We start from the raw sequence: 14,487 nt of genomic DNA on the forward strand, positions 1-14,487 counted from the left end.
CATCAGATGGGACCACGCCTGGGCGAAGGCGTACCACCCACGCGCGCGGGAGCGTTGCAAAGGCATGAATCGCACCAAGACCTCCCAGCCGGACCCGCCGATCTACGCCGCCCTCGTCAGGGAGTGGCAGGCCTACGACCGGATGCTCCCCGGCGCGCGGGACGCGCAGTGGACCATCCTCACCTCCGTCAGCCCCGCCATGACCGGGCGGCACCAGGAGTCGGCGCGGGTGCCGCGCCCCGGCCGATGGGAACGGGCCGTCAAGCTGTCCCCGGGCCACCGGGCCGAGCTGGTCACCACGCGCTGAGGCATCGCGCCGGTGAATCGGTTGTGCACGGATACGCCGGTGTCAGCCCGGCCGGCCGGCGCCCGGGACTCGGGACCCGGCGGCGGGCGCCCCGCACATCGGGCACCGTGGTCTCGGGGCGGCCTGCGCGGCGCTTCTGCCGAGCGCCAGTTGCAGGGCCAGTTCCACGGCGGCGGGAACGAACAGCGCCCCGGTGCCGTCCGGTGGGACCAGCCAGCGCAGTCGCCCCGCGGCGCGATGCGGTGCGGGCACCGCGATCCAGGCCCCCTTGCCCGCGTACCGGATGCCCGAGCCGATCCAGCGGCCCGCGGGGTCCGGCGGCAGGAAGAAGGCGACTCTGCGGGACACGGTGTCCGCGAGCGTGGGACCGGGCGCCTGAGGGATGCTCAGCAGAGCGTCCAGGGCCGGCAGGCCCAGGTCCTCCGGCACGCTGAGTACGTCCCAGAACCGCCCGCACGCCAGTACCGCCGCCCCGGTCTCGCCGCTCCACTGCCGTTTGCAGTCCCGTGGATCGGTCGCCGCGGCGGCGAGCCATTCCACGGCCTGCCGCGTGACTGTTCGCAAGGTGTGCCTCCCGGATGTGTAGGCCCGCGCAAGCGGGACGCACTTCCCGAAATGCCGAGACGGCCGGACCCGGCGCGTTCATGCTGGTAGATATTTCTATTTCCCGGAAGGGGTGGCGAACCGTGGCGAATACGTGGACCCGTCTCCGGCCTCCACGGACGTGGCCGGAGCAGCTGCGCGAGGCACGCGCTTCGCTGCGTCGGCTTCTCCTCTTCGAGAGGGACCCGGTCGAGAGGGACCCGCTCGCCTCCCTCGTGGACACCGCACGACGCCTCGACTACGGAGCGGGCCGGTTCCACGGCACGGAGGCGGCGAGACACGGCCGCACGGATCTCACCGACCCCAGAGACCTCCCTCGGCTCAGCGACTTCAGGGACTTCAGGGACTTCAGCGACCTCAGGGATCGATGAGGCCCGCACGGATCGCGTAGCGGGTGAGTTCCAGGCGGTCGCGCATGCCGAGTTTCTGGAGGAGGTTCGCGCGGTGGCGCTCGACCGTCTTGGCGCTGATGAAGAGGAGCTCGCCGATCTCCTTGGAGGTGTGCCCTTCGGCGACGAGCTTGAGGATCTCCTCCTCGCGTTCGGTGATGGCCCGCTCGGGCAGGCCGTCGCCCCGGTGAAGGCGGTCCAGGTACGAGCGGACGAGGGCGCGCTCCGCGCCCGGGTAGATGAACGGCTCGTCGCGCACGGCCGCCCGGCACGCCTCGACGAGGTCGCGGTCGGCGACGGACTTGAGGACGTAGCCGCTCGCGCCGGCCTTGAGGGCCTCGAAGAAGTACTGCTCGTTGTCGTACATCGTGAGGATCAGCAGGTGCAGGCCGGGCAGCCGGCGGGAGAGTTCGCGGGCCGCCTGAAGGCCGGTCATCCGGGGCATGGCGATGTCCAGGACCGCCAGATCGACGGCACGCGCGCGTGCCAGGTCGACCGCTTCCGCCCCGTCGCCGGCCTCGGCCACGACCGTGAGGTCCGGCTCGCCCTCCAGGATGAGCCGCACTCCTCGGCGTACGAGGGTGTGATCGTCGGCGAGCAGGACGCGGATGGGGGGCGTCGTCAGCGGCTGATTCGTCACCGGCTGTGTCGTGATCGGCTGCCGGCTCGTCATCAGCGGCTGCCCCCGGTCGCGGCGGGGACGCGCAGGCGTATGTCCGTGCCCCGGTCGGGGGCGGGTGCGAGGGAGAGCGCGGCGCCTATCAGCAGGACGCGTTCGCGCATGCCGCTGATGCCGGAGCCCTCCGGTGCCCCGCCGAGTCCCCTGCCGTTGTCGCGTACGAGGAGTTCGACGCCCTCGGCGACCGGCCGGAGCCGGACCTCCGCGCGGTCGGCGGCGGCGTGCCGTGCGGTGTTGGTGAGCCCCTCCTGGGCCACTCGGTAGAGCACGAGTTCGGACTCCTCGGTCAGGCGGGGCAGGTCGCCGGAGACGTGATGGCGGACGGTCAGTCCGTCGGTGGTGAACTCGGCGGCGAGGGAGCGCAGGGCGCTGGCCAGGCCGAGTTCTTCCAGTACGCCGGGGCGCAGACGGCGCGCGATACGGCGGATCTCGTCGAGTCCCGCGCGGGTGGCCTCCTGCGCCTGCCTCACCTCCTCGCGCAGTTCCTCGGGCGCCCGGTCGGCGGCGCGCTTGAGCTGGAGGAGGACGGCGGTCAGGGGCTGGCCGACCTCGTCGTGGAGTTCGCGAGCGACGCGGTGGCGTTCGCGCTCCTGGGCGGAGAGCGCGCGGGCCGCACCGGCGGCGCGTTCGGCCTCCAGCCGGTCGAGCATCGTGTTGTCCGGGGATGTCGCCGAAGGCGCGCACACCCTGCTGAGCCCCTTGCGGGACCTGTTCGCCGCCGTGTTCTTCGTCTTCTTCGGGCTGCACACCGACCCGGCCAGCATCCCGCCCGTGCTGCTGCCCGCCCTCGCGCTGGCGGTCGTCACCGCCGCGACGAAGATCGCCACCGGCTACTGGGCGGCACGGCGGGCGGGCATCTCCGTCAAGGGCCGCTGGCGCGCGTGCGGCGCCCTCGTGGCGCGCGGCGAGTTCTCGATCGTGATCGCCGGGCTGGCGGTGAGCGCGGGCATCGAACCGTCCCTCGGTCCGCTGGCCACGGCGTACGTCCTCATCCTGGTCGTGCTCGGCCCGCTCACGGCCCGCTACACGGAACCGCTGGCGTCCTGGTGGACCCGCCGCGCCGGCGAACGCCAGGAGGCCCGTGAGGGCTCGTCGCGCTCGGCGGAGGCGCCAGCGTCGGTGGGCCGCGACTGACACCTCCCGGGTGGGGACCGTCACACGCCGCCGGATTCCCATCCCTGGCGGCGCAGCACCGCCGGCACGTCCGGCGCCTCGTAGTGGTCGCCCTTGAGGACCTTGCCGTCGGCACGGCGGGCGACCTGGCCGTCGGGGCCCAGCTTGGTCATGTTGGAGCGGTGGATCTCGGCGATCACCGCGTCCAGGTCGATGCCGTGCACGAGAGCCGTGCCGTACGCGACATAGACGACGTCGGCCAGTTCGTGGGCGAGCAGGTCGAGCGGGCCCTTCACCGACACCTCGGCGACCTCCGCCGCCTCCTCGGCGAGCAGTTCACCGCGGTGGGCGGCGAGTTCGGGCGAGATCTCGGTCGGTATGTCGCGGGCGTCCAGACCGAAGGCGAGGTGGAATTCACGGACGAGGTCGGCGGGCGAAGAGCTCATGCGGCGACTGTAGCGGCCGCCTCTGACAGTCCCCTCCCCCGTGGCCGCGCCGCCCCCGGCAGCCCGCCTTGTGATCCCCGTGCTGGTCAGCGGGGCATACGGGCTGGCAGGATCACGCACATGTCCAAGGTGTTGCCCCGTATCGGCAGGCGTCGGGCCCTGCAGGGCTCGGCGGCCGGTCTCGTGGTCCTCGGGCTGCTGCTGTGGTGGCTGCGGCCCTGGGGTGAGGAGCCGCCGGGCGGGACGGTCACGTTCAGCACCGGCACCCGCGCGGGGGTCTACTACGCGTACGGCGACCTCCTGCGCACCGCGCTCCACAAGGACATGCCGAACCTGAAGGTGCGGTTGCAGACCAGCCCCGGGTCGCAGGAGAACGTCGCGCGCGTGGCGACCGGGCAGGCCGACTTCGCGATCGCCGCGGCCGACGCGGTGGAGACGTACAAGATCGGCGATGGTACCGGCGCCGACCGGCTGCGCGGTGTCGCCCGCCTCTACGACGACTACATCCAGCTCGTCGTCCCGCCGGACTCGGACATTCGTTCCGTCGCGGACCTGCGGGGCAAGCGGGTGGCCATAGGGCTGCCCGACTCGGGTGTACGGCTGATCGCCAACGCGGTGCTCAGGGCGGCCGGCATCGACCCGGAGGAGGACATCACGCCCTCGTCCGACGGCATCGACACCGGCCCCAAGCGGCTGGGGCACGGCCTCGACGCGTTCTTCTGGTCGGGCGGACTGCCCACGGGCGGGCTGGCACGGCTCGCCGAACGCTCAGCCTTCCGGTTCGTGCCCATCGATGCCGCCTTCGTCGCCAGGCTGCACAAACAGGGCGGTGCCGCGCGCTACTACCGCACCACCGTCATGCCGGTGTCGGCGTACCCCAACATCCAGAACGGTGAACCCGTGCCGACGCTGGCGGTGTCCAACCTGCTGGTGACGCGCAAGGACATGGACCCCCGGCTCACCGAGTGGCTCACCCGGACCGTGATCAACAGCCGGGACAACATCGGCGCGACGGTCCACTCCGCCCAGCTGGTCGACGTGCGCACGGCGATCTACACCGACCCGCTGGCCCTGCATGACGGCGCCCGGCGCTACTACCGCTCCGTCAAGCCGTAGGAAGCCTCACGCGAACGTCGTACGGCGTCTGGAGAGCCGTCGTACACCACCCCGGCCGCACGCCGTACGAGCCATGCGCGCACGACGTAGCGAACCCTCAGGAGCGCGCCGCAGTTCGCCGTACGGAGTTCCGCGCGCCCGGTCTCACGCCACCGGCCCCGACCGGGGTGCCTTCACCGTCACCGTCAGCCCGTGCGGTTCGTGGTGGTCGTACGCGATCGAGCCGCCGCCCGCGGCGAGCAGGGCCCGGGAGATGGACAGGCCGAGGCCGGAGCCCTTGACGTTCTGGTGGCGACCGCTGCGCCAGAAGCGGTCGCCGATGCGGGCGAGCTCCTCGTCGGTCAGGCCCGGGCCGTTGTCGGTGACCACCACCGTGGAGGTGTCGCCGTCGGAGGCGACCGTGACCTCGACGATCTCGTCCTTCGGCGTGAACTTCACCGCGTTGTCGATCACCGCGTCCAGCGCGCTGGAGAGGGCGACCGGGTCGGCCCAGGCGGTGGTGGGCGGGCAGTCGCCCACCAGCCGTACGCCCTTGGCCTCCGCGGTCGGCGTCCAGGCCGCGACGCGCTCGGCGGTCAGCGCGCCGATGTCGGTGACCCTCAGGTCCGCATCGGTGTGCTCGGCCAGGGCCAGGTCGAGCAGGTCGTCGAGGACCTGGGCCAGGCGCTTGCCCTCGGCCTGGACCGAGGCGATCTCCTGGTTGCCCTCCGGGAGTTCGAAAGCGAGCAGTTCGATGCGCAGCAGCAGCGCCGCGAGCGGGTTGCGCAGCTGGTGCGACGCGTCGGCGACGAAGGCGCGCTGCTGCTCCAGGACGTCCTCGACATTGTCCGCCATCTCATTGAACGACCGGGCCAGCCTGCGAAGCTCCGGCGGACCGCCGGCGGCCGCCACCCGGGACTTCAGGCGGCCCGTGGCGATGTCGTGGGTGGTGGCGTCGAGGACGCGTACGGGCCTGAGCACCCAGCCCGTCAGCCGCAGGGCGGCACCGACGGCAAGCAGCATCGCGGCGGTCTCGCCGGTGCCTATGACGAGCCAGCCGTGCAGGATGCGCGACCGCATCTGCCCTGTGGGCGAGTCGGTGACGACGACCGCCACGACGTCACCGTCCCGGATCACCGGCGAGGCGACGACCAGGCGGTTGCGCTGCCAGGGCCACACCTGCTTGGGGTCGTGGCTGCGCCGGCTGAGCAGCGCCTCGTCGAAGGCGTCGCGCACCTCACCCGCTTCGGGGAGGACGAAGCTCGACGGCGCCTTCGCCATGGAGATGCGGTTGCGGTAGAAGACACCGGCCCGGATGCCGTAGACATCGTGGTAGCTGGCGAGTTCGCTGGCCAGCGTCTCCTTGCGCCCGTTCGCCTCGCCGGGCGTGTCGGTGACGAACTGGGCGAGCGCCGCGAAACGCGCCGTGTCGTCGATCCGGTCGACGACCACCGTCTGCTGCTGGGCCGCGGCCACGCTGCCGGCCAGCGGGATGCCCAGGGCGAGCAGCACGGCCGCCATCAGGACGATGAGCAGCGGGAGGAGACGTGTGCGCACCCTGCCCCGCTACGAGCCCGGGGCGACGAGCCGGTAGCCCACGCCGCGTACGGTCTCGATCAGGGCCGGCATGCGCAGCTTGGCGCGCAGGGAGGCGACATGCACCTCCAGGGTGCGTCCGGTCCCCTCCCAGCTGGTGCGCCACACCTCGCTGATGATCTGCTCCCGCCGGAAAACCACGCCGGGCCGCTGGGCCAGCAGGGCGAGGAGGTCGAACTCCTTGCGGGTCAGTTGGACGATCGAACCGTCCACGCTGACCTGGCGGGTGGGCAACTCGATGTGCACCGGACCGAGGCGCAGCGCGGTCTCGGCGCCGTCCGGGGCGTCCTCGTGGGCGGTGCGCCGGCTGACGGCGTGGATCCGGGCGAGCAGTTCTCCGGTGTCGTACGGCTTGACCACGTAGTCGTCGGCACCGAGGTTGAGGCCGTGGATGCGGGAGCGGACGTCGGAGCGTGCGGTGACCATGATCACCGGCGTGCTGGTGCGCTTGCGGATCTTGCCGCACACCTCGTAACCGTCCTGATCGGGCAGGCCCAGGTCGAGGAGGATGACTCCGAAGCCGACGCCTTCCGGGACGAGGGCCTGAAGGGCCTCCTCGCCGCTGCGGGCGTGCGTGACGTCGAAACCGTGCCGCGCCAGTACCGCGGACAGGGCGGCTGCGACATGGTTGTCGTCCTCGACGAGGAGCAGTCTCATCCGTGCCCCCTTCGGTTCATCGGACGTATGATCTGGACCTGATAGAAAAAAGCGTGCACGCGCGCGTGCACATGGCAGTGACGCTGATGAATGAGGACGGCGTCAAGAGGGTTCCGGTTGCGCGCCGCTTCCGTTACCCGCCCGATACGCGCCCAGCTCACAAGTGCTACGACAGGTGTCCGATTGCTATCGGATCGTGATCCTCAGATTCCCCTCAGATGTAATGACGCTGGTCGCGTGGGTTACTAAGGTCCTCCGAAACCGAGGAGGACGGAGCCAGAGAGCGATGACCGAAGTATCGGTGGCCAAGGAAGATGTGGCCGCGACCGGAGAACTGGTCGTCCTGAAGAGCGTCAACAAGCACTTCGGCGCGTTGCACGTGCTCCAGGACATCGACCTGACGATTGGCCGCGGCGAGGTTGTCGTGGTCATCGGGCCCTCCGGGTCCGGAAAGTCCACCCTGTGCCGCGCCATCAACCGCCTGGAGACGATCGACTCCGGCACGATCGCCATCGACGGCAAGCCACTGCCCCAGGAGGGCAAGGAGCTGGCCCGACTGCGCGCCGACGTGGGGATGGTCTTCCAGTCCTTCAACCTGTTCGCGCACAAGACCGTGCTCGAGAACGTCATGCTGGGCCAGATCAAGGTCCGCAAGGCCGACAAGAAGAAGGCCGAGGAGAAGGCCCGCCAGCTGCTCGACCGGGTCGGTGTCGCCAACCAGGCGGACAAGTATCCCGCACAGCTCTCCGGCGGCCAGCAGCAGCGTGTCGCCATCGCGCGCGCCCTGGCCATGGACCCCAAGGTGATGCTCTTCGACGAGCCCACGTCGGCGCTCGACCCCGAGATGATCAATGAGGTCCTTGAGGTCATGCGGCAGCTCGCCCGTGACGGCATGACCATGGTCGTCGTCACCCACGAGATGGGCTTCGCCCGTTCGGCCGCCAACCGGGTGGTCTTCATGGCCGACGGCAAGATCGTCGAAGAGGCTGTGCCGGACCAGTTCTTCAGCAACCCGCGCAGCGATCGGGCCAAGGACTTCCTTTCCAAGATCCTGCACCACTGACAGCGCACCCGCGCCCGCCTGTCGGCCTGCGTCGCCCGCCTCTGACGGCACGCATCTTCACCACTCAAAGGATGTTCACCATGAAGCTCCGCAAGGTCACCGCCGCCTCGGCCGCCGTCCTCGCACTCGCCCTCAGCGCCACGGCATGCGGTGGCGACAACGGCAACGACGGCGACTCCGGCTCCTCCGGCGGTGGCGACAAGATCAAGATCGGCATCAAGTACGACCAGCCGGGCCTCGGCCTGAAGGAGCCGGACGGATCCTTCTCCGGCTTCGACGTGGACGTGGCGACGTACGTGGCCAAGGAGCTCGGCTACGAGCCCAACCAGATCGAGTGGGTCGAGACCAAGAGCGCCGACCGCGAGAACGCGCTCGCCCGCGGCGACGTGAAGTTCATCGCGGCCACCTACTCGATCAACGAGGAGCGCCAGAAGAAGGTCGACTTCGCCGGTCCGTACCTGCTGGCCCACCAGGACCTGCTGGTCAAGGCCGACTCGGACATCACCGAGGCCACGGACCTCAACGACAAGAACCTGTGCTCGGTGACGGGCTCCACCTCGGCGCAGAACGTCAAGAACGACTTCGCACCGAAGGCCAACCTCACCGAGAGGGGCGGCTACTCGGAGTGCATCGCAGCTCTGCAGAGCGGCGCCGTGGACGCGTTGACCACGGACGACTCGATCCTCGCCGGCTTCGCCGCGCAGGAGCAGTACAAGGGTCAGTTCAAGCTCGCCGGACTCAAGCTGAGCAACGAGAACTACGGCATCGGCGTGAAGAAGGGCGACACCGAGACCCTCAACAAGATCAACGCCGCACTGGAGAAGATGGTCAGCGACAAGTCCTGGGATAAGGCGGTCCAGGACAACTTCGGTCCGGCCAACTACAAGAACGAGCCCGCGCCGAAGATCGGCAACATCGTCAAGTAGCGCGGAGGTTCACGGGCGTGCCGTCGCCGACTGCGATCAAGGCGGCGGCACGCCGCGCTGTCCACGTACGCCACACACCCGGAAGCGCGGGAAATCGTGTTCGACTTTCTTTCAGACTATGACGACCCGAGCCTGTTGGGCGCCTTCTGGACGACGGTACAGCTCACCGTCTTCTCCGGCGTCGGCTCCCTGGTCTGGGGCACCCTCTTGGCCGCGATGCGGGTCAGCCCGGTACCGCTCATGCGCGGGTTCGGCACCGCCTACGTCAACATCGTCCGGAACATCCCCCTGACCGTCATCATCGTCTTCACCTCGCTCGGCCTTTCCGACATCTTCCGAGTGACGATGGGGGCGTCCGACTTCGAGGTCCGGGCCTTCCGCCTGGCGATCCTCGGTCTCGTCGCCTACACCGCGGCCTTCGTCTGCGAGGCGATTCGTTCCGGCATCAACACGGTGCCGCTCGGACAGGCCGAGGCGGCCCGTGCCATCGGGCTGAACTTCAGTCAGACCCTCCGGCTCATCGTCCTGCCGCAGGCCTTCCGTTCGGTGATCGGCCCGCTGGCCAACGTGCTGATCGCCCTGACCAAGAACACGACCGTGGCGGCCGCGATCGGCGTGGCCGAGGCGGCCCTCCTGATGAAGGAAATGATCGAGAACGAGGCCCAGACGCTGCTCATCGGCGCCGTCTTCGCATTCGGGTTCGTGGTACTGACCCTCCCGACCGGCCTCATCCTGGGCTGGCTGAGCAAGCGACTGGCGGTGAAGCGATGAGCTCCGTTCTCTACGACACTCCGGGGCCCCGCGCCAAGCGGCGCAACGTGCTCCTCTCGGTGGTCTTCTTCGTCCTGCTCGCCCTGCTCCTGTGGTGGGTCTGGCAGACCATGGACGACAGGGGCCAGCTGAGGTGGGCCCTGTGGAAGCCGTTCACCGAGTCCCAGGCCTGGACGACGTATCTGCTGCCGGGCCTCGGCGACACACTGAAGGCCGCGGCATTGGCCATGGTGATCGCCCTTCCGCTGGGCGCGGTCTTCGGTATCTCGCGCCTCTCCGACCACAAGTGGGTGCGGGGTCCGGCCGGCGTGGTGGTCGAGTTCTTCCGGGCGATCCCGGTCCTGCTGCTGATGCTGTTCGCCAACGAGTTCTACGACCGCTACACGAACGTCACCAGCGAACAGCGGCCGCTCTACGCCGTCGTCACCGGCCTGGTGCTCTACAACGCGTCCGTCCTCGCCGAGATCGTACGGGCCGGCATCCTCTCCCTGCCCAAGGGCCAGTCGGAGGCCGCGATGGCGGTCGGCCTGCGCAAGGGCCAGACGATGACCAACGTCCTGCTGCCGCAGGCCGTCACCGCGATGCTGCCGGCCATCGTCAGCCAGCTCGTGGTCATCGTGAAGGACACCGCGCTGGGCGGCGTGATGATCGGGTTCACCGAGCTGCTCAACACGCGCGGCACACTCGCGGCCAACTACGGCAACGTCGTCCAGAGCTTCGTCGTGGTGGCGGTCATCTACATCGTGCTCAACTTCATCCTCACCACCTTCGCGAGCTGGCTGGAGGGCAGGCTGCGGCGCAGCAAGAGGGGCACCGGAACGGTCCTCGGCAAGGAGGACGTCGAGGAGCTCAATGCCGCCGAGGTGCGCGGCAGCTACGGGACCGGCGCCGGAGGCACCATTTGACGGCCAGTCAAGTGGCATGAACCGAACGGCACGGAGGCAGTGGTGAGAGCGCCACTGCCTCCGACGCTTGGCATCATCGTCGGCGGCACCCGACGTGACAGGACACCGGAAGGGCGTCCAGCTTGACCGGCTGGCGCCCAGTCTGTTGCATACGTTCTGTGATCGTGCACCCTGCTCCACCTTCCTGTTCACTCACGTCCCTCGGGACACCGCTGCGGGCAGGGGGCGCCGCGCCGTGGATCCGGTGATCATCGTCGGAGCGGGGCCCGTCGGGCTCACGCTCGCCCTGGCGCTGGCCCGTCAGGAGGTGCCGTCCGTCGTCCTCGACGAGGGGCCGGGCAAGGACGAACCGCGTCTCGCGCGCACGGTGGTGCTGCGCGAGGACACCACCGCCCTGATGGAGCGGCTGACCGGCGTGCCGCTCGCCGAGGCCGGAGTCCATTGGGCCGGATGGCGGTCGATGCGGCGCAAGCAGGTGATGCGCAAGGTCACGTTCGGGAGCACGGACGACACTGGCGCCGACGGCGACGGCGACGTCCTCAGTGCCGGCCCCGCCCCGCTCCACCTCGCCCAGCACCTGCTCACCGACGCCCTGCGCGCCGCCCTCGCCGGCCAGCCCCACGTCAAGATCGCCGTGGAAAGCCGCCTCGACTCCATCGAGCAGGAACCTTCAGGCGTCACGGCCCACACCCGCGGACCCAAGGGCACCTGGTGGCGCGGCAGTTACCTGGTCGGCTGCGACGGCACCCGCTCGACGGTGCGCAAGCTCCAGGACATCCGCTTCCCGGGCCGTACGGCGGTGGAGCGTCACGCCGTGGCCGCCCTGCGCGTGGAACTCCCCTGGCCCGGCGAAGCGTTGCTGCACCGGATGCCGCCATGGCGGACCTCCGGCCCGTCGGCCGGCGAGATCACCGCACGCCCCCTGCCGGACGGGGTGTGGCGGCTGGACTGGTTGCTGCCGCCGGGCAAGGACCTGGTCACGCCCGAGCTGCTGGTGGCCCGCGTCCGGGAGACCCTGGCCGGCTGGACCGGTGGCTCGACACCGCCGTACGAACTCCTCGACACCGGCGTGCACACGGTCCACCACCGGGTGGCCCGTCGTTGGCGCGTGGGCCGGGTCTTCCTCGCCGGGGACGCGGCGCATCTGCTCGGCGCGCTCGGCACACAAGGGCTCGACGAGGGCCTCCGGGACGCCGACAACCTCGCCTGGAAGCTGGCGCTGGCCTGGCACCACGGGCCGCACGAGGCGCTGCTCGACAGTTACCAGACCGAGCGGCGCGCCATCGTCGCCGCGCGGCTGCGCGCCGCCGACCAGGCGCTGCCGCTGCTGCGCGGTGGCGGAGGCCTGCGTGCCTACGTCCCCGGCTCGGCCCGCGGCCACGACGCGCTGCTCACGGACGGTCACTTGGGGCGCGGCATCCTCGGTGCGCCGGGGGCGTACGCCGACTCGCCGCTCGCACCCCCGGGCCTCGAAGGCGAGACCCCCGTCGGCACTCCGCCCGGGGCGCAGGTCACGGATGTTCGGGTCACCGCGGAGGACGGCTCCTTCGTACGGCTGCGCGACCGCCTCGGTCGCGGCGCGCTGCTCGTCGTACTGATCGCGCCGGGCACGGGCGTGTGGGAGCGCAAGCACTGGGTGACCGCCGGGATCATGCCCCGGCTGGCGGCGGCGGTGACCGCGTTGCCGCACCCCGCCGAGCTCCTGGTCGCCGAGGAGTACCCGGGCGCCGCTCCCCACACCGTCCTTCTCGTACGGCCCGACGGTCACCTGGTCACGGCGCTGACCGGAGTGCGGCCGGCCGACCTGTACACGGCGGCCGAGGCGGCGCTGGGCGGGCCGGCCAAGGCGGAGGCGGGTGCGGGTGCGGGGGCCGGTTCGCGCTGACATTCCGTGCCTGCCGTCCGTGTTACGGCTCACTGTCACTGTGCGTCCACATCGTGACGGTGAGTTGACCGGTCCGCACCGTCGTGGTGTACTCCGGATCGTGACCGACACCTGTGTGCGCCTGTGGCGGAGGGTCCACATGGACCTCGTCCGCTATGCGGGCTGCGTGTGTCGCCCGTCCTGCTGAATTCGCATTCCTCGTCTCCTCTCAAGCGCGCGCCGCTCCCGCGTTGTCGCGCGCTCCTCGCGAACGTTCATCAGGACGGTGCCCGTGTCTGTCTCTCCCGCCGTATCCCCTGTCGCGTCCCCTAAAGCTGCCGCCCCGACGCAAGCGGACCTGCTCGACTTCGTACGTCGTACGGCCGCGGACGCCGAGTTGATCGCCTCGCTCCCGCTCGACCCGGAGGGCCGCACCTGGGTGCGGCTCGAGGGCCCCGGCGGCAGCGAGGCCTGGCTGATCGGCTGGCCGCCCGGCAGCGGCACCGGCTGGCACGACCACGCCGACTCGGTCGGCGCTTTCCTCACCGCCTCCGGCGAGCTCAAGGAGAACTCGCTCGCCGCCCGGCTGCCCACCGACGGCTGGAAGACGCTGGAACTGACCGACGGCGTGGACCGGGAGCGCCGACTGCCGGCCGGACAGGGCCGCGCCTTCGGCCGCCACCACGTCCACGAGGTCCTCAACGAGTCCACCGAGCGGCACGCGGTCTCCGTCCACGCCTACCACCCGCCGCTGCCACGGATCCGCCGCTACAGCCGCACCGGTCAGATCCTGCACCTGGAGCAGGTGGAGCGTCCGGAGGACTGGCAGTGAGCGGGACGGGAGAAACGGAGGGACGGCGATGAGCGGCTCGGACGAACGGCCGGTCGGTATCGACGAGCTGCTGGAGCGGGTTCGCGAGGGATACGAGCGGATCGAGCCACGGGAGGCGTACGACGCCGCCCGGGCCGGGGACGCCCTGCTGGTGGACATCCGCTACGCGGCCCTGCGCGAGCGGGACGGCCTGATCCCCGGCGCCCTCGTCGTGGAACGCAATGAGCTGGAGTGGCGCCTCGATCCGCAGGGCAGCCACCGCGCCCCCGAGGCCACCGGCCATGACCTGCGGGTCGTGGTGATCTGCAACGAGGGCTACGCCTCCAGCCTGGCGGTCGAGTCCCTGCACCGGTTGGGGCTGCGCCGGGCCACCGATCTGGTCGGCGGGTTCCAGGCGTGGAGGGCGGCAGGGCTTCCGGTGACGTCGTAGGCACCCCTGCCGCCCTCCCCCGGCCGGCCTACTCCTTGGCCGTGGCCGCCGTCACCGGCCGGGTCCTGAGTGCGGTGCGACCGGGTACGGCGGTGGCGGCGAGGGCGAGCAGAGCCGCGCCGGCGACGACACCGACGTACACCAGGGGCGTGACCGCCGGTGCGGCGCGGCCCGTCATGCCGACGCTGAACGCGGTGAGGACGGCGAGGGCGATGGCGCTGCCGAGGGCTGTGCCGAGGAGCAGCACCGACAACGCCTCGGTGCGCAGCATCCGCAGCACCTGGCGGCGGGTCGCCCCCGCGAGGCGGAGCAGCGCGAACTCCCGGACACGCTCGGAGACCGACATGGCGAGGGTGTTGACGACGGCGATGGCGGTGAAGGCCAGGACGAGTCCCATGGCCAGGTAGTTGACCTCGGCATTCGCCTGCTGGCGGTCGGCCTGGAGTGAGTCGGCCGCGGCCGGATCGAGAATCCGGACGCCCGGGAACTCACGGAGCGTAGTCGCGAGTTGTGTCTGTGTGCGGTGCGTGCTGACGAGGACGGAGGAGGCGAGCGGATTGTCGACGTGGCGTGCGACGAGGTCGTGCGCGAAGGTGAGGTCTCCGAAGCCGAGGCCCTTGGCGTAGACGGCGGCGACGGTGAGCGTGGCGGGCGTGCCGTCGCCGAGCGTGAGCTTCAGGGTGCTGCCGGGTCTCAAGTGGTGCTGATCGGCGGCCAGTTCGCTGACGGCCAGGGTGCGCTCGGTGAGCCTGTCGAGGGAGCCCGCGGTCACGTCCGGGTCCCAGGTCCGGGCGAGGCCGGCCGGCAAGGC

The 14,487-nt window shown here is 70.6% G+C and carries 16 protein-coding genes and 3 pseudogenes; 12 read left to right on the forward strand and 7 right to left on the reverse strand.

The window, feature by feature from the left end:
- Positions 1–64 precede the first annotated feature (64 nt).
- Positions 65–307: a hypothetical protein gene (locus ABT063_RS19270; RefSeq protein WP_351058553.1), complete on the forward strand. Its 243-nt coding sequence runs from the start codon at positions 65–67 to the stop codon at positions 305–307.
- Between the two features lie 42 nt (positions 308–349).
- Here ABT063_RS19270 and ABT063_RS19275 read toward each other — a convergent pair whose 3' ends face one another.
- Positions 350–871, reverse strand: a complete 522-nt coding sequence (locus ABT063_RS19275; RefSeq protein WP_351058554.1) for a bifunctional DNA primase/polymerase — start codon at positions 869–871, stop codon at positions 350–352.
- 122 nt (positions 872–993) lie between these two features.
- On the opposite strand from ABT063_RS19275, the gene ABT063_RS19280 reads away from it, so the two are divergent.
- Positions 994–1,281, forward strand: coding sequence for a hypothetical protein (locus ABT063_RS19280; protein ID WP_351058555.1), 288 nt, complete (start codon positions 994–996; stop codon positions 1,279–1,281).
- On the opposite strand, the gene ABT063_RS19285 is transcribed toward ABT063_RS19280, so the two are convergent.
- Positions 1,268–1,972, reverse strand: coding sequence for a response regulator transcription factor (locus tag ABT063_RS19285; protein ID WP_351058556.1), 705 nt, complete (start codon positions 1,970–1,972; stop codon positions 1,268–1,270). The genes ABT063_RS19280 and ABT063_RS19285 overlap by 14 nt on opposite strands.
- Positions 1,972–2,634, reverse strand: a pseudogene (locus tag ABT063_RS19290) (sensor histidine kinase); the annotation flags it as partial. The gene ABT063_RS19285 and the pseudogene ABT063_RS19290, both read right to left, overlap by 1 nt.
- On the opposite strand from ABT063_RS19290, the pseudogene ABT063_RS19295 reads away from it, so the two are divergent.
- A pseudogene (locus ABT063_RS19295) lies at positions 2,627–3,112 on the forward strand (cation:proton antiporter domain-containing protein); the annotation flags it as partial. The pseudogenes ABT063_RS19290 and ABT063_RS19295 overlap by 8 nt on opposite strands.
- 20 nt (positions 3,113–3,132) lie before the next feature.
- Here ABT063_RS19295 and ABT063_RS19300 read toward each other — a convergent pair.
- Positions 3,133–3,537 carry a pyrophosphohydrolase domain-containing protein gene (locus ABT063_RS19300; protein WP_351058557.1) on the reverse strand — a complete coding sequence of 135 codons (405 nt, stop codon included), beginning with the start codon at positions 3,535–3,537 and terminating at the stop codon, positions 3,133–3,135.
- Between the two features lie 120 nt (positions 3,538–3,657).
- On the opposite strand from ABT063_RS19300, the gene ABT063_RS19305 reads away from it, so the two are divergent.
- Positions 3,658–4,653 (forward strand): TAXI family TRAP transporter solute-binding subunit, encoded by a 996-nt coding sequence (locus tag ABT063_RS19305; protein WP_351058558.1) that lies wholly within the window; start codon positions 3,658–3,660, stop codon positions 4,651–4,653.
- 144 nt (positions 4,654–4,797) lie between these two features.
- Here the strand turns inward: ABT063_RS19305 and ABT063_RS19310 are convergent, their stop codons facing one another.
- Both ABT063_RS19310 and ABT063_RS19315 read right to left on the reverse strand, forming a co-directional pair.
- Entirely contained in the window at positions 4,798–6,189 is a 1,392-nt protein-coding gene (locus ABT063_RS19310; RefSeq protein ID WP_351058559.1) for a sensor histidine kinase, read from the reverse strand.
- Positions 6,190–6,198: 9 nt separating this feature from the next.
- Complete coding sequence (locus tag ABT063_RS19315; protein WP_351058560.1) at positions 6,199–6,885, reverse strand: response regulator transcription factor; 687 nt, start codon at positions 6,883–6,885, stop codon at positions 6,199–6,201.
- Between the two features lie 286 nt (positions 6,886–7,171).
- Between ABT063_RS19315 and ABT063_RS19320 the strand changes: the two genes are divergently transcribed.
- The 8 genes from ABT063_RS19320 (at position 7,172) to ABT063_RS19355 (ending at position 13,676) form a co-directional block, all read left to right on the forward strand.
- Positions 7,172–7,948 carry an amino acid ABC transporter ATP-binding protein gene (locus ABT063_RS19320; protein ID WP_095750726.1) on the forward strand — a complete coding sequence of 259 codons (777 nt, stop codon included), beginning with the start codon at positions 7,172–7,174 and terminating at the stop codon, positions 7,946–7,948.
- Positions 7,949–8,028: 80 nt separating this feature from the next.
- Positions 8,029–8,874 (forward strand): glutamate ABC transporter substrate-binding protein, encoded by an 846-nt coding sequence (locus ABT063_RS19325; protein WP_351058561.1) that lies wholly within the window; start codon positions 8,029–8,031, stop codon positions 8,872–8,874.
- 96 nt (positions 8,875–8,970) lie between these two features.
- Positions 8,971–9,645 carry an amino acid ABC transporter permease gene (locus tag ABT063_RS19330; protein ID WP_351058562.1) on the forward strand — a complete coding sequence of 225 codons (675 nt, stop codon included), beginning with the start codon at positions 8,971–8,973 and terminating at the stop codon, positions 9,643–9,645.
- On the forward strand, positions 9,642–10,550 hold the full coding sequence (locus ABT063_RS19335; RefSeq protein ID WP_351058563.1) for an amino acid ABC transporter permease: 909 nt from the start codon (positions 9,642–9,644) through the stop codon (positions 10,548–10,550). Before ABT063_RS19330 ends, ABT063_RS19335 begins: the two co-directional genes overlap by 4 nt.
- Positions 10,551–10,785: 235 nt before the next feature.
- On the forward strand, positions 10,786–12,435 hold the full coding sequence (locus tag ABT063_RS19340; RefSeq protein ID WP_351058564.1) for an FAD-dependent monooxygenase: 1,650 nt from the start codon (positions 10,786–10,788) through the stop codon (positions 12,433–12,435).
- Between the two features lie 115 nt (positions 12,436–12,550).
- Positions 12,551–12,622, forward strand: a complete 72-nt coding sequence (locus ABT063_RS19345; protein ID WP_309544753.1) for a putative leader peptide — start codon at positions 12,551–12,553, stop codon at positions 12,620–12,622.
- Positions 12,623–12,706: 84 nt separating this feature from the next.
- Positions 12,707–13,246 (forward strand): cupin domain-containing protein, encoded by a 540-nt coding sequence (locus tag ABT063_RS19350; protein ID WP_502990843.1) that lies wholly within the window; start codon positions 12,707–12,709, stop codon positions 13,244–13,246.
- A 28-nt stretch (positions 13,247–13,274) separates the two neighbouring features.
- Complete coding sequence (locus tag ABT063_RS19355) at positions 13,275–13,676, forward strand: rhodanese-like domain-containing protein (protein ID WP_351058567.1); 402 nt, start codon at positions 13,275–13,277, stop codon at positions 13,674–13,676.
- Between the two features lie 28 nt (positions 13,677–13,704).
- Here the strand turns inward: ABT063_RS19355 and ABT063_RS19360 are convergent.
- Positions 13,705–14,487 (reverse strand): annotated as a pseudogene (locus ABT063_RS19360) (ABC transporter permease); the annotation flags it as partial.

The sequence above is a fragment of the Streptomyces sp. NPDC002838 genome (genome assembly GCF_040295365.1).
In the GTDB taxonomy this organism is placed as follows: Bacteria; Actinomycetota; Actinomycetes; order Streptomycetales; family Streptomycetaceae; genus Streptomyces.

Excerpts from the sequence above, each read along its gene's own strand:
- ABT063_RS19325 (WP_351058561.1), top strand. The coding sequence starts at position 8,029 with ATGAAGCTCCGCAAGGTCACCGCCGCCTCGGCCGCCGTCCTCGCACTC.
- ABT063_RS19315 (WP_351058560.1), bottom strand. The coding sequence starts at position 6,885 with ATGAGACTGCTCCTCGTCGAGGACGACAACCATGTCGCAGCCGCCCTG.
- ABT063_RS19305 (WP_351058558.1), top strand. The coding sequence starts at position 3,658 with ATGTCCAAGGTGTTGCCCCGTATCGGCAGGCGTCGGGCCCTGCAGGGC.
- ABT063_RS19270 (WP_351058553.1), top strand. The coding sequence starts at position 65 with ATGAATCGCACCAAGACCTCCCAGCCGGACCCGCCGATCTACGCCGCC.
- ABT063_RS19355 (WP_351058567.1), top strand. The coding sequence starts at position 13,275 with ATGAGCGGCTCGGACGAACGGCCGGTCGGTATCGACGAGCTGCTGGAG.
- ABT063_RS19320 (WP_095750726.1), top strand. The coding sequence starts at position 7,172 with ATGACCGAAGTATCGGTGGCCAAGGAAGATGTGGCCGCGACCGGAGAA.
- ABT063_RS19300 (WP_351058557.1), bottom strand. The coding sequence starts at position 3,537 with ATGAGCTCTTCGCCCGCCGACCTCGTCCGTGAATTCCACCTCGCCTTC.
- ABT063_RS19335 (WP_351058563.1), top strand. The coding sequence starts at position 9,642 with ATGAGCTCCGTTCTCTACGACACTCCGGGGCCCCGCGCCAAGCGGCGC.
- ABT063_RS19285 (WP_351058556.1), bottom strand. The coding sequence starts at position 1,972 with ATGACGAGCCGGCAGCCGATCACGACACAGCCGGTGACGAATCAGCCG.